Below are 14,447 nucleotides of genomic sequence, written 5' to 3'. Positions count from 1 at the left end.
GCCCATTATAAATAAACATCCTTTTAATTTACATTCCGTATATTCCTGTTACAATTGTCGGTCCAGTCATTTCGTTTCCAAGTTAAAAATACCAGGACAAATTCTTAGTTAGTTTTCATAATTGAAAAAGCCGGGAGGAATTAATCGTGAAACAAAAGACCTTGGTATTAGGGGTAATCGGTTCAGATGTTCATGCTGTCGGAAACCGCATCCTGGATTATGCCTTTACTCATGCAGGTTTCAGAGTCATTAACATCGGAGTGCTGGCAACTCAGGAAGAGTTCATTAATGCTGCCATTGAAACAAATGCCGATGTCCTGATGGTTTCATCATTATATGGCCATGGTGAGATGGATTGCCGGGGACTGCGTGAGAAATGTCAGGAAAAAGGAATTGGTGACATTTTAATGTATGTCGGCGGTAATCTGGTTGTGGGGAAACAAGATTTTGAATCGGTTAAAGAACGCTTCTTGGCAATGGGCTTTAATCGTGTCTACCCGCCGGGTACCATGCCTGAAGTTCCCATTAAAGATTTGCGGGAAGATTTGGGGATAAGCGAAGAATAAAGGGGGAATGAGCCTTGCAAGCAGTCCTTCTCATTGATTTTGGCAGTACTTACACGAAAGTGACGATTGTTGACCTTGATACGGAAGAGATCCTTGGTACCGCCCGGGCCGGAACGACCATTGAAACTAATATTATGGATGGTTTGAATAAGGCGCTGGCACAGATACCTGAGCCGTCGGGAGGATGGAATTTTGTCCGTAAACTTGCCTGCAGCAGTGCGGCAGGTGGTTTGAAAATGATGGCCAGCGGCTTGGTCAAAGAATTAACCGCTGAAGCGGCCAGAAGAGCTGCTTTGGGAGCAGGGGCCAGATTGCTTGAAGTCTTTAGCTACGAGTTAACGGCCCGGGATCTGGAGAAGATCATTGCTGCCAAGCCGGATATTTTCCTGTTGGCAGGAGGTACTGACGGCGGAAATAAAGAGATATTGCTTAAAAACGCCGAACTGCTGAGCACGCTGCCTATCAGTCTGCCGGTGGTGGTCGCCGGCAACAAAGCCGCAGCGGTTCAGGCTGCAGACCTGCTCAGACAACGGCATGCACCTGTGATAGTGGCGGACAATGTGATGCCTGATCTGGGAGTTTTGGCAGTTGATTCGGCCCGTATGGCGATTCGTGATATATTCCTCAGCCATATTGTCCACGCCAAAGGTTTAGATAAGGCGGAAGAGTTTTTAGAACAGATTATGATGCCTACCCCGGCGGCGGTATTGTCGGCGGCGGAATTGTTGGCTGAAGGATCCGGATCAGAGCGTGGACTGGGTGAACTGATGATTGTTGATGTCGGGGGAGCTACGACAGACGTTCATTCAGTCGCCAAAGGGGATCCGAGTAAACCGAGCGTCACCCTCAAAGGATTGCCGGAACCTTTTGCCAAACGAACCGTTGAAGGCGATCTGGGCATGCGTTACAGCTCAGAGGCTTTAGTGGAAGCTTCAGGCCGGCGCTTGTATGATTATTTGGGTTGGACGGATGAGCAAGTAGCCAGTCAGCTGCGGCTATTCAAAGAAAACCCCTGGCGAATACCTCAGACCGAGGAGGAAGCTAAATTTGATGCAGCCATGGGCCGCATGGCCGTTGGTTTAGCTGTCGATCGGCATGTTGGAACGATTGAAGTGATTTATACGCCTTTTGGAGCGACCTATGTTCAGCACGGCAAAGATTTGACACCGCTGCCTGTGGTGATTGGGACCGGAGGAGTTTTGCTTCATCATCCGAATGCTTTGGAAATTCTCAAGGGTTCCCTTTTTGACTCTGCCGAACCAACTCTGCTGAAACCTCAAAAACCCAGATTCTATCTGGATAAAGATTATATCTTGGCGGCCATGGGTTTGCTGCGTGAAGTTGCACCCCAAGCTGCGCTTCGAATGATGAAAAAATACGTGGTTGAACTATAGGAGGGTATAACGATGGAATTAACAGTCCGGCAAATGGATGCTGAAGAATTTCAGCGTCAGCGTCAGGAAGTCTTAGGGCAATGGGAGACCGGTAAGGACGTCAATTTCGAAGAAGCAGTTGCCTACCATAAGGGACTGCCCAAAAGCAAAATTTTTGCTGAGAAACTGGCAGAAGGCAAAGAGAAAGGGATCACCTTTGCTCAACCGCGTGCTGGTGTGGCACTAATCACGGAACATATTGAATTGCTGCGCTGCCTCCAGGATGAAGGAGGCGCAGATTTTCTGCCCACGACGATTGACTCCTATACGCGGCAGAACCGCTATGCAGAAGCACAATCCGGGATTGAAGAAAGCCGAACAATCGGACGTTCGATGTTGAATGGCTTTCCGGCGGTAAACCATGGAGTTGCAGCTTGCCGGCAAGTCGCTGAGAGCGTTCAGGTACCTGTTCAGGTGCGTCATGGGACTCCGGATGCCCGGCTGTTAGCCGAAATAACCATCGCCGGAGGTTTTACGGATTTTGAAGGGGGAGGCATTTCTTATAATATACCCTACTCCAAAGATGTTTCGATTGAGAGCACGATTAAGTATTGGCAATATGTTGACCGGCTTATTGGCTTGTATGAAGAACAAGGGGTAAAAATTAATCGCGAACCCTTCGGTCCCTTGACCGGGACACTTGTTCCTCCGGCAGTTTCTCATGCTGTGGCTGTAATTGAAGGAATTCTGGCAGTGGCTCAGGGAGTTCGCAGTTTGACCTTGGGTTATGGTCAATGCGGCAACCTAATTCAAGATGTCGCCGCTTTGCATACTCTGCCGGTCCTTGCTGAAGAATATATGGAGAAGCTTGGGTATCCCAAGGCTATGATTACCACCGTATTTCACCAGTGGATGGGTGGATTCCCCCAAGACGAAGCCAAGGCTTTCGGAGTTATTTCTTGGGGTGCTGCTACGGCTGCCTTAGGCAAAGCGACGAAGGTTATTGTTAAAACACCTCACGAAGCTTTGGGCATTCCGACCAAAGAAGCTAATGCGGCAGGAATCCGGGCTACAAAACAGGTATTGAACATGTTAAAAGACCAGACCTTGCCGATGACAGAGGAACTGGCTTTAGAAGAACAGATGATCTTAGCGGAAACCAGGGCCATTTTGGATCGCGTCTTAAGTCTCGGTGAAGGAGACATGGCCGTGGGTACCGTTCGAGCGTTCCAGGCAGGTGTTATCGACGTTCCTTTTGCTCCCAGCCGTTTTAATGCCGGCAAAATTTTACCGGCCCGGGATACTACGGGAGCCGTAAGAATGCTGGATTTCGGTAACCTTCCCTTTGATGAGACGATCAAGGATTTCCACCGTGAACGCATTGCCCAACGGGGACGGGATGAGGGCCGGGATCCTTCCTTCCAGATGGTCATCGATGATATTTATGCTATCGGTAAAGGAATGCTCGTCGGACGTCCAAGGTAAGACAAATGGGATCGGAATACTCTAACTGAACAAGTTAACTTGATAAAAATGCAGAAAATGAGGGAGGAACACTATCATGAAAATTGTTGACATAATTGCTTCGCCGGGACTGACAGGATTTTATTTTGATGATCAGCAGGCCATTAAAGCAGGGGCCGGCCATGACGGTTTCGCTTATACCGGAGAACCGATGACCCCGGGATTTAAAGCTGTTAGACAGCGCGGGGAGTCTATTTCCGTGATGTTGATTTTGGAAGATGGTCAAGTTGCTTCAGGAGATTGTGCTGCCGTTCAATATTCAGGAGCGGGCGGCCGTGATCCTCTCTTTTTGGCGGAAGAATTTATCCCTATTATTATGGAGGAAATTGCACCTAAGCTTTTGGGTCAGGAACTCGATTCTTTCCGTCACTTAGCAGCTTTAGTGGAAAATTCCAAACGCCCTAACGGAGACCGTTACCATACGGCCATTCGCTATGGAGTCAGCCAAGCAATTCTTGATGCTGTTGCCAAAGCTAAGAAGAAAACCATGACGGAAGTTATTCTGGAAGAATATGATCTCCCTATGATTCTGGAACCTGTTCCGATTTTTGCCCAGACAGGTGATGACCGCTATGATAATGCCGATAAGGCTATTATTAAGCGTGCCGGAGTATTGCCGCATGCTTTAATCAATAACGTTGAAACAAAGCTTGGTGTTAACGGGGAACTGCTTTTAGACTATGTCATCTGGCTGAGAAATCGTATTCTCACCATTGGCGGAGATGATTACCGGCCGGTTTTGCATATTGACGTTTATGGAACCATTGGGATTGCCTTCAAAGATGATACGCAAAAAATGGCCGAGTATTTTGCAAAACTGGAAAAAGCGGCTGCCCCTCTGCATTTGCGAATTGAAGGCCCCATGGATGCCGGCAGTACTGAGGGACAGATTGCCCAACTGAAAGCCCTGCGGGTGGCCTTGAAAGAGCGTGGCGTGAAGGTGGAAATCGTCGCCGATGAGTGGTGCAACACCTATGAAGATATTGTCGAGTTTGTGGATGCTCAAGCGGCGGATATGGTACAAATCAAAACGCCGGATCTTGGCGGGATTCAAAATACTATTGAAGCAGTGATTTATGCCAAAAAGTATGGCGTAGGCGCCTATGTCGGAGGGTCTTGCAACGAAACTGATGCCGGCGGACGTACGGCTGTTCATGTTGCTTTGGCAAGCCGTCCGGATCAGATGCTGGCTAAGCCTGGGATGGGCGTTGATGAGGGGTATATGATCGTGCATAATGAGATGAATCGGACGTTGGCGCTGTTAGGAAGGAAGGCGTCGGCACGTTAGTTCTTCTTTGCAAATGGGGTTGTACGGAAATTGAGCCGTTCGGGTCAGGGAGCTTCGCCCACACCGTTCACTCAGCATTCCGAGGCTCGCTCACTCGTTTGCGTGGGAGCTCTGCCGAACCTCAGGGTAATACCTGATGTGAACCACGGCTCCGCTCTCCTACGCAAACTTTGTGAGCCTAACCGCCTCTCCATGCAATGAGTTCACTCTTGTGGGTGAAGCTCCCTTCCTCTTAGGTCTATAGTGTTTTTGGGTTAACAATCTTAGGATGAAGACTGGATTTCCTTATTGATTTAATAGTAAGGGGTCTGGTCTTCTCTTTTTTAAGTCGACGCTAAAGTCGACCTGATGGCGCCATCGAGGGATAAATATAGATCCTTCGGGTCGGGGAGCTGCGCCCATATCGCTCATTGGTATTCCGAGGCCAACTCACTTGCTTGCGCGGGAGCTCTTCAGCGGATAAGTATTCTTTGGAGATAGCCGCTTCGAGCGAAGATGTTCGCTGGATACTTTCGTGCCAAACCCATGGGTGATGTCCGATGTCAACTGCTGGCCATGACGTAGGCGGACGGCTTATCGCCACTCCGCGTCTCATTACGCATACCCCTGCAGTGTGTTCGCCGAAACCATGGACGGCGAGAGGGGACCGCTGGTTATGATGATGCTTTGCGGCGATGTTAGATGATGAAAAGGGCCGCGGACTTAACTTTTCGGGCTGAAACCTTTACAATAAAGAGTATAAGCAATTTAAGCTATGCAAGGACAAGGAGAAGTGGGCCTTTATGGGTAAGATTGGTTTAACGACGACGGTGCCGGTTGAGGTTATTTATGCGGCAGGTGAAACTCCGATTGATTTAAATAATATATTTATTACTGCTTCAGATGCGATGAAGCGTGTTGAGGATGCTGAGTTGGCTGGTTTTCCCAGGAATGTCTGCGGTTGGATTAAGGGATTGTATTCCAGTGCTCTGCTGGACCCTGAAATCCGACGTATTATAGCTGTTACTCAAGGAGATTGCAGCAATACTCATGCTTTGATGGAGACGTGGGAAGTTGAGGGGATTGATATAATACCTTTTGCGTTTCCTTATGATGGTGATCCTGACATGCTTAGGCTGCAAATGGACAAACTTATAGCTGCTCTAGGAACAACCTGGGAGGGTGTAAAGGAGCAGAAAAGGCGGCTTGACCAAGTCCGGGCCTTGGCCTGGGAGATTGATCGGCTGACTTGGGAAGAAAATCGGGTAAGGGGGTTCGAAAATCATCTTTATCAAGTTTCCTGCTCGGATTTTAACGGTGATCCAGAACGATTTGCCCGCGAGATGGAGGAGTTTATCCAAGAGGCTCGCCAAAGAGAATCGTTAGCGGAAAGGAATCTGTCCCAAGGTCGGAAAAAGGCACGGGAAGTACGATTAGGTTTTATCGGAGTTCCTCCGATTTTTCCCGAGATGTATGATTTTATCGAGGAGCAGGGGGCGCGTGTTGTTTTTAATGAAGTTCAAAGGCAATTTTCCATGCCTTTTCCAACGGAGGATATCGTTGAACAATACCGGCGCTACACCTATCCTTATCAAGTTTTTCAGAGGATTGAGGACATTCGTTGCGAAGGGGAACGACGTCAGCTGGATGGAATTATCCACTATACGCAAAGCTTTTGTTACCGTCAAATCGAGGACTTGATTATTCGTAAAAAATTGGACTACCCGATCTTAACGCTGGAAGGCGAGAATCCAACGGGGCTGGACGCACGGAGCAAAATGAGGATCGAGTCATTTTTAAGTATGCTGAAAGAATAGAGAAAGTCGTCCTTGTTTGTTAGGGATTTTGAGCGTTAGGCGGCATTGGATTTTTCGCCAGTGAAGTGTTACATCGAACAATAGTAGTTTTTCAGGTTAAATGAGCCCTAAGAATCAGGATGTACGCAAAGCTTTTTATATTCCTTTATAAGGTTTGGCAACTATGTTTTACTATATTTTAGTGCTCTATGAATGAGAATATCAAGAAGAAAGGCGGCAATTCATCCCCTGCCTAAAGCGGTGGGAGACTTCTTGCCTCGTGAGGTTAAAATGTCTATGCAAACGATTTGTGGTATTGATTTAGGAAGTCGAAGTGTTAAGATCGCCCTCATGCAATCCCCAACGGAATCTGATTCCTTAGAGATTAAGCGGCTGGAAAGGTTAGATACTATCCGTTTTTATCGAGAATATGGACGTAAGCACGATGGGAAACTGGTCGTGAATTTTGAAGCCTTGGGTTTGCCTGAAGTTGACAGTCTTGTATCGACCGGCTATGGCCGAAATACCTTAGAGCTTGCCGGAGGAGAAGCGATTCCGGAATTAAAAGCTCATGTTCTGGGTGCTGTTCACCAAACCGGGCTTAAGGATTTCACGCTCGTTGATTTAGGGGGGCAGGACAGCAAAATCATTCAAGTTCGCCGAGGTAAAATGATTGACTTTTTGACGAATGATAAGTGTGCGGCCTCCTCAGGGCGTTATTTGGAAAACATGGCTAATATCTTGGATTTGTCTCTTGAGGAGCTTGGCCAGTATGCAGATGCTCCTGTGGAGCTGAATTCTACCTGTGCGGTGTTTGGAGAAAGCGAACTTATTGGCAAGATCGTTGAAGGCTATCCGATAAAAGAACTGGCAGCGGGCGTTAATGCCACGATCGTTAAGCGAATCCTGCCCCTTTTGCGTTCTTTTGAGGGGGAGGTTTTAGTCTTTACCGGGGGCGTTGCCCATAATCAGGCGGTGACAAGGCTTCTGCAGGAAGGTACAGGGAAGCGGGTTATTATTCCCCAAGAACCTCAATATAATGGGGCCATAGGATGTTGTATTAAGGGCAGCGAGGCGAGTGATTAATGAGTAAGACAAAACAGAGATGGCTTGTATCGATTTCTGAAAATGTTTGTCTTGACAAGAAGGATTATAGGGCTTGAAACAAGAATAATACACATTATGCAACGATTAATAAGAAAATAACAATCTCGAAATGTTCAGCGAGATAAATAATGAAAAAAGGTATTAAATGTCTTTGTACACTGAGGCAAAAGAAATTGAGGTAAAAGCAGCTCAGGAGGGTTAACTGATGAAACAACGTAATTTCAAGTTTGTGGCGTTAGTGTTGTGTTTATTAATCACTACGTTATTCTTTCCCCAAAAAGCCTTGGCTTTAACGACTCCCCCAGCGCCGACAGGTCTTACTGCTACCACCCTTAGCAGCAGTCAAATTTCCTTAACCTGGAGTTCGGTAGGCAGTACGACAGCCTATTATGTTTACCGGGGAACCTCTTCCTCCGGGAATTACTCGATTGTCGGTACGACAACATCTCCGAATTATACAGATACTGGTTTGTCTCCGGGTACCGCCTATTATTATAAAGTTCAGGCCGCCAATATCGTTGGAGGAGGCGCATATTCCAGCGTAGTTTGTGCGGTTACTCTAACTTCAAGCAGCACGTTGTCCGCTCCGACAAATTTAACGGCTACGGCAGCGAGCACAAGTCAGATTTATTTGACTTGGAGTGCTGTGAGTGGTGCATCCTACTATTATGTTTACAGGACAACAGCGAACTCAGGTACATATACTCTTGTTGCTCAGCCCAGTACTACAGGTTTTACGGATACCGGTTTGTCGATGAATATTACGTATTATTACAGGATTCAGGCTGTAAGCGGTGGTGCTGTAAGCGGATATTCTGCCGTTGTTTCTGCGACACCGATGAATTCAACTGGCGTTCCTGCAGCCCCGACAAACCTTATCGCTACAGCCCCCAGTACAACTCAAATCAGCCTGACCTGGAATCCGGTTAGTTATGCAACCAACTATTATATTTACAGGTCTAACTCGCCGTCAGGACCATTTTCCACGATTGCTGTACCCAGTACCCCTTACTACACTGATTCCGGCTTAACTCCGAACGTAGCTTATTATTATAAAGTTCAGGCTGGAAACAGCTATGGGACAAGTGCAGATTCTCCCGTAGTTTACGCGACAACGACAGTCTCTAACACAGTCCCGGCGGCTCCCGGTAATCTAAGCGCTACGGTTGTCAGCAGCACTCAAGTCTATCTGACCTGGAGCGCTGTGAGTGCGAATTTTTATTATGTCTACAGGTCAACATCTCCTTATGGAACTTACGCTATTGTTGGTTCGCCGACAACGGCCTATTATAATGATTCCACCGTATCGGCCAATACAACCTATTATTATAAAGTAGTGGCTGTTGGTAATGCGGGACCAAGTTCGGATTCTGTTATTGTTAATGCGACAACCGTCGCCAGCGGCGGTTTAGCTGCACCTGCAAGTCTGACAGCGACGGCTGCAGCGAGCACTCAAGTCTATTTGAATTGGGCACCTGTAACTAATGCAACGTATTATTCGGTTTTCAGGTCCACCTCTCTTACCGGAACATACACCATTGTTGGCGTACCGACGACAACGACTTATACTGATACCACAGTTTCGGCATTTACGACTTATTATTATAAGGTCGTAGCTGTCGGCAGTTCGGCTACCAGCCCGGATTCGGCCATTGTCAATGTAACAACGACATATTCTTATGGCGCCTTGCCGACGCCGACCAATGTAACGGCTACTGCCCAAAGCACCAGTCAAATATACTTGACTTGGAGTGCCGTTCCCAATGCCACCTATTATAATGTCTACAGGGCTATTTCGCCTTCGCTGACGTATACCAATATAGGGATGGCAACGAGTACAAGCCTTACTGATTCCGGCTTGGCAGCGAACACCACCTATACTTACAAGGTGGTTGCGGTAGGAAGCAACGGTCCCAGTGCCGACTCGGCCATCGTCCCTGCCACAACAATGCTTACCAATAGTGCCTTGCCGGCTCCTGCCAACCCTACAGCGACGGCCTTAAGTACCAGTCAGATCTATTTGACCTGGGATTCCGTCAGTAATGCAACTTCCTATTATGTGTACCGGGCATCCTCCCTTTCGGACACCTATACAAATATTGCTACGGTTTCCACCTTGAATTATACGGATTCCAATCTAACTTCGAATACAACCTATTATTATAAGATTCAGGCGGTGGGCAGTTTAGGATCAAGCCCCTTTTCGGCCATCGTCTCGGCGGTGACTACCGGGTCGGGCAGCACTGCACCGACGAATCCCTCACAAATTCCCTCCCAACGACTGGCCGGGGAAGATATGTACGGGACTGCCGCAGAGGTCGCCAAAGAAGAAGGGAAAACCTCTTACTATGCTGTTGTTGTCAGCGGGGAAACGTTTTCTGATGCTTTATGCAGCGGCCCTTTGGCTGCAGAGTATAATGCACCCTTATTGCTGACGACTAAGGATACGTTAAATGAACAAACTAAGGCCCAGCTTACGAGTATGAAAGTAAAAAGTGTTTTTATCGTAGGTGGAGTTGGCGTTATTTCTGCGGCAGTTGAGCAAAGCATTAAAGATATGGGAATTCAAGTTACGAGAATTGCGGGAAACGACAGTTACGAAACGTCGGTAAAAATCGCACAGGCAATGAAGCCAACGAGTCAAGCAGTCGTCGCAAGCGGCGAAACCTTCCCGGATGCTTTGTCTATAGCCCCCATCGCGGCTATGAAGGGAATCCCTATTCTGCTTACATCGAAGAATACTCTCTCTCAAAGTGTGAAAACCTATTTGCAGGGGATACAAAGTACTTATGTTGTAGGGGGCACAGGGGTTATCAGTGATAGTGTTCTTAATCAGCTTCCCTCTCCGACAAGACTTAGCGGTCAAGATAGGTATGATACAAATATCAGTGTTATTAAAGCATTTGCTGACAAATTGGATTTTAGCACCTGCTATATATCGACAGGTGAAAACTATGGTGATGCTCTAGCCGGTTCGGTTTTGGCTTCTCTGACAAACTCCCCGGTCTTTTTGGTAAGCAATCCAGTGGAGCAGTCAACTCTTGATTACCTGGGAAGCATCTCCGGCAGTATTCAAAAAGAAGTTGTCTTCGGCGGAACAGTTGTTGTGCCGGACAGCGTTTTAACCAGCATTAATGGTGCAAACGCAACAAATGTATCCACAACCGTATCTGCACCAAGACTCGCTACGGCATCCGCTGTAAGCTCAGGTCAAATAGACCTTAGTTGGGATGCCGTAAGCGGTGCGATAAGTTATTATATCTTCGGCTCAACATCCTCTTCGGGTACGTTTACCCATATTGCCACAGTAACAACAAATAGTTATTCTAATAACGGTCTGTGGGCCAATACAACCTATTATTATAAAATCCAGGCAGTTAACGGTTCTGCTACTAGTCAGTTTTCGCCCGTTGCTTCAGCGACGACATCGAGTTAAAATAAATAGACATTAAAGGAGGTCAGGCATCTAAATGAAAGAAATCCACGTGGATGAAATTATTTCAGCTATCCGAACCCTCTGTATGGAAGCAAACTATAATTTGAGTTCGGACATTATGACAGGCTTTCAGTCAGCCCTTAAAAGGGAATCTTCGCCCTTGGGTCAGGAGGTCTTGGAGCGTCTTATAGAAAATGCCGATATTGCTCACAAAGAGCAAGTCCCTATGTGCCAGGATACCGGGATGGCAGTGCTTTTTGTGGAAATCGGTCAGGATTTGCACATAGCAGGCGGCAGCCTGACGGATGCGCTTAATGAAGGAGTACGACAGGGATACGAGCAGGGGTTCCTGCGCAAATCGGTTGTCAAAGATCCTTTTGATAGAGTCAATACTGGAGATAATACTCCGGCGATCATTCATTACGATATTGTACCCGGTGATGCTTTGCGCCTTATTGTTGCCCCCAAAGGATTTGGGAGTGAGAATATGGGCGGCCTGAAAATGTGTAAGCCTTCAGAAGGTTTGCAGGGCGCGATGGATTTTGTTGTCGATACTGTTGACCGAGCCGGCGGAAATCCTTGCCCTCCGATTATCGTCGGTGTGGGTGTCGGAGGAACTATGGAAAAGGCTACCTTCTTGGCTAAGAAGTCCTTGCTTCGTGAAGTTGGAATCCATAACCAAGATGAACGTTTGGCGAAGATTGAAAAAGAATTATTAGAGCGTATCAATCGCTTGGGCATTGGACCCCAAGGATTTGGCGGAGTGACGACAGCGCTGGCTGTCAACTTAGAAGTATATCCCACGCATATCGCCGGAATGCCTGTGGCCGTAAACATTGGCTGTCATGCGACACGTCATAAGGAAATCACCTTACAAGGGAGGGAAAGTCAATGAGTGATGTAAAACGCATCGAAACCCCTCTTACGCAAGAAAAACTCAAGACGTTAAAAGCCGGAGATAATGTTTTATTAAGTGGTGTTATTTATACGGGACGAGATGCTGCTCACAAGAAAATGGTGGAAGCCTTGGAGCAAGGGCTTGAATTGCCGTTTGCTATGAAAGACCAAGTCATTTATTTCGTGGGGCCGACTCCAGCTAAGGAAGGGCAAGTGATTGGATCAGCAGGACCAACGACAAGCGGACGGATGGATGCCTATTCCCCCAAGTTAATTGCTCAAGGTTTAACAGGAATGATAGGTAAAGGGCTGCGCAGTCCTGAGGTCATAGAAGCTATGAAAGAGCATGGTGCCGTTTATTTTGGAGCTATCGGCGGGGCTGGCGCACTCATTGCCAAACGCATTGTTTCGGCAGAAGTGATTGCCTATCCTGAACTGGGACCGGAAGCAGTTCGACGATTGGTTGTCAAAGATTTCCCGGCAATTGTGATTATTGATCAAGAAGGAACGAATCTGTATGAGAGCGGGAAAGCCCAGTATAGAACGGTTTAAGCTCAGAATTGGTCACAAAAGCTTCACAATTTCTTAAAGTACAATTAAGGATTTTAAGATATAATAAGATATTATTGGAAATCCTTGATAGGAGTGCTAACTATGGATTATTGCCCTTTTTGTGGAGCGCGTGAAGTAGGCAGAATTGGCCGTGAACGTTATTATTGCAGCGAGTGTTGTCACGAGTGGACTAAGGGAGGTGGAGAGGTTAGAATTTATGAGGTTATGTCTGACGGATCGGTTGAACCACTGATCCCTGACCATGAACCTATCACTCATGTTATATCTCATCGCGCCGTTCGCCGAGCCGGATGACTTAAATTTGAAGATTAATTAAAGCATAGCAAGAGGTTTTTACTTACTAAGGCTTAACATAAGTACATGACAACAGAATCAGCTTAAGGAAAGAGAGCTCAAAAGCGGGCTCTCTTTTCATTTTGGGAAAATTCTCATTGGATTTTAATAGTAAAAGCAGGATTTTGTCGACTATTAATAGAATTCAGGTGGGAGTGGCACCGATGTTCAGCTTTAGCTGAACGAGTTCATTGCTCATGGCTTTAAATGATTACCAAAGAAATTATTCAATCAGATAGTTCATTAAGACTTAGTAAGGAAAAGGGTAATTAACTTAAGAAAGGGTGCATGACATTGATACAATTACATCAATTTGAGCTGACAGAATCTACTCAGCTGTTGAAGATCGATTCCGAGCAGTTAAGCCTTCTTAAAGAGGTACGGGCGATTATCGAGAAGAATGCCGATCAAATCGTGACCAACTTTTATGCCCATGTTACGACGATTCCGGGTTTAAAAGCAATTATTGATCAATTTTCATCGGTAGATAAGCTTAAAATTACCATGAAGAAATATTTGCTCTCAATTTGCCCGGAGACGATTAATGAACAATTTATGCAGTGGCGCGTGACGATCGGAGAAGTACATAATCGCATCAATTTACCGCCTTTTTATTATCTAAGCGCCAATCAGATCTTATGTGATGAAATTATTCCCTTGATCTATAAGCATTTTAAGAAAAAAACCGATGTGGCGTTACGCTCAGCTTTAGCTTTTCAACGAATTTTGAGTTTTGACCAGCAGGTTGTTATGGCAAGTTATATTCAATCCTATATGACTGAAATTGATAAGAAGGCTGAATTGGAAAAAGCGCTCTTTGAGATTGACAGTTTGCAGCGAAGAGTCAATGAAGCGAGTCAGGCTTTAGCGGCAACTTCGGAGGAAACGGCTGCATCTGCGGCTGAAATGAACGAAGCGACGGCGCGTATTTCTAATAATGCTTCAGAAGCGGCGGAATTTTCGAGGAAAGTCGATGCTTTAGCTCAAGAAGGTGCGAGTAAAATTCAAATGATTTCCGAAACCATTTTGCGTTTGGCAGATATGGCTTCTGATATGCAGGAAAAAATGAACCAGTTGGATCAAAGTTCAGCCCGCATTGCTTCGGTTACCGATGTCATTCGGGAAATTGCTTCGCAAACTAACCTTTTAGCCTTAAACGCGGCTATTGAAGCGGCAAGGGCTGGGGACAGCGGCCGGGGCTTCGGTGTTGTTGCTGAAGAGGTTAAGAAACTGGCCACAAATTCAGAACAATCGGTTCGGGAAATTAGTGCCCTTATCACCCAGAGCAAAGAAAATACCATAGCCGTTAACCAGTCCATTGAGGAAACGACAGATGCTATGAAAAACGCAGCAGTAGAGGCAGGAGAAGTCGTCAATCGCTTCGGTGATATTATGTCAGCAATCAATTCCAGTATTCAACAAGTTCAGGGAATTGCCCAGCAGATTGATGCCTTAGCCACGACGGCAGGGCAAATTGGAGCAGCCTCAGAAGATGTCGCTAATTCGGCCACGTCGCTGGCGCAAATGGGCATGAGGGAGTGAACTCGTTCAGCTAAAGCTGAACATCGGGGCTTC

11 protein-coding genes are annotated in these 14,447 nt (G+C 46.6%); all 11 read left to right on the top strand.

Annotated elements, in window-relative coordinates:
- Positions 1-146: 146 nt before the first annotated feature.
- A complete protein-coding gene (gene glmS / locus B5Y67_RS24430; protein ID WP_088228972.1) occupies positions 147-566 on the top strand; it encodes a methylaspartate mutase subunit S in 420 nt (139 codons plus the stop codon).
- Between the two features lie 14 nt (positions 567-580).
- Entirely contained in the window at positions 581-1,960 is a 1,380-nt protein-coding gene (gene glmL / locus B5Y67_RS24425; protein ID WP_088228971.1) for a methylaspartate mutase accessory protein GlmL, read from the top strand.
- A 12-nt stretch (positions 1,961-1,972) separates the two neighbouring features.
- A complete protein-coding gene (locus tag B5Y67_RS24420) occupies positions 1,973-3,424 on the top strand; it encodes a methylaspartate mutase subunit E (protein ID WP_088228970.1) in 1,452 nt (483 codons plus the stop codon).
- Positions 3,425-3,500: 76 nt separating this feature from the next.
- Positions 3,501-4,751 carry a methylaspartate ammonia-lyase gene (locus B5Y67_RS24415; RefSeq protein WP_088228969.1) on the top strand — a complete coding sequence of 417 codons (1,251 nt, stop codon included), beginning with the start codon at positions 3,501-3,503 and terminating at the stop codon, positions 4,749-4,751.
- A 782-nt stretch (positions 4,752-5,533) separates the two neighbouring features.
- Complete coding sequence (locus B5Y67_RS24410; protein WP_088228968.1) at positions 5,534-6,547, top strand: 2-hydroxyacyl-CoA dehydratase family protein; 1,014 nt, start codon at positions 5,534-5,536, stop codon at positions 6,545-6,547.
- 276 nt (positions 6,548-6,823) lie between these two features.
- On the top strand, positions 6,824-7,612 hold the full coding sequence (locus B5Y67_RS24405) for an acyl-CoA dehydratase activase (protein ID WP_088229074.1): 789 nt from the start codon (positions 6,824-6,826) through the stop codon (positions 7,610-7,612).
- 226 nt (positions 7,613-7,838) lie between these two features.
- On the top strand, positions 7,839-11,069 hold the full coding sequence (locus tag B5Y67_RS24400) for a cell wall-binding repeat-containing protein (protein ID WP_088228967.1): 3,231 nt from the start codon (positions 7,839-7,841) through the stop codon (positions 11,067-11,069).
- Positions 11,070-11,103: 34 nt separating this feature from the next.
- Positions 11,104-11,964, top strand: coding sequence for a fumarate hydratase (locus tag B5Y67_RS24395; protein ID WP_088228966.1), 861 nt, complete (start codon positions 11,104-11,106; stop codon positions 11,962-11,964).
- Positions 11,961-12,518, top strand: a complete 558-nt coding sequence (locus B5Y67_RS24390; protein WP_088228965.1) for a Fe-S-containing hydro-lyase — start codon at positions 11,961-11,963, stop codon at positions 12,516-12,518. The genes B5Y67_RS24395 and B5Y67_RS24390 overlap by 4 nt, the downstream gene beginning before the upstream one ends.
- Before the next feature lie 102 nt (positions 12,519-12,620).
- Positions 12,621-12,833 carry a hypothetical protein gene (locus B5Y67_RS24385; protein ID WP_088228964.1) on the top strand — a complete coding sequence of 71 codons (213 nt, stop codon included), beginning with the start codon at positions 12,621-12,623 and terminating at the stop codon, positions 12,831-12,833.
- 333 nt (positions 12,834-13,166) lie between these two features.
- Positions 13,167-14,414: a globin-coupled sensor protein gene (locus tag B5Y67_RS24380; RefSeq protein ID WP_088228963.1), complete on the top strand. Its 1,248-nt coding sequence runs from the start codon at positions 13,167-13,169 to the stop codon at positions 14,412-14,414.
- Positions 14,415-14,447: the final 33 nt, after the last annotated feature.

Source organism: Desulfosporosinus sp. FKB, assembly GCF_002196705.1.
In the GTDB taxonomy this organism is placed as follows: Bacteria; Bacillota; Desulfitobacteriia; order Desulfitobacteriales; family Desulfitobacteriaceae; genus Desulfosporosinus.
This window is presented reverse-complemented; position numbering and strand designations above follow the sequence as displayed.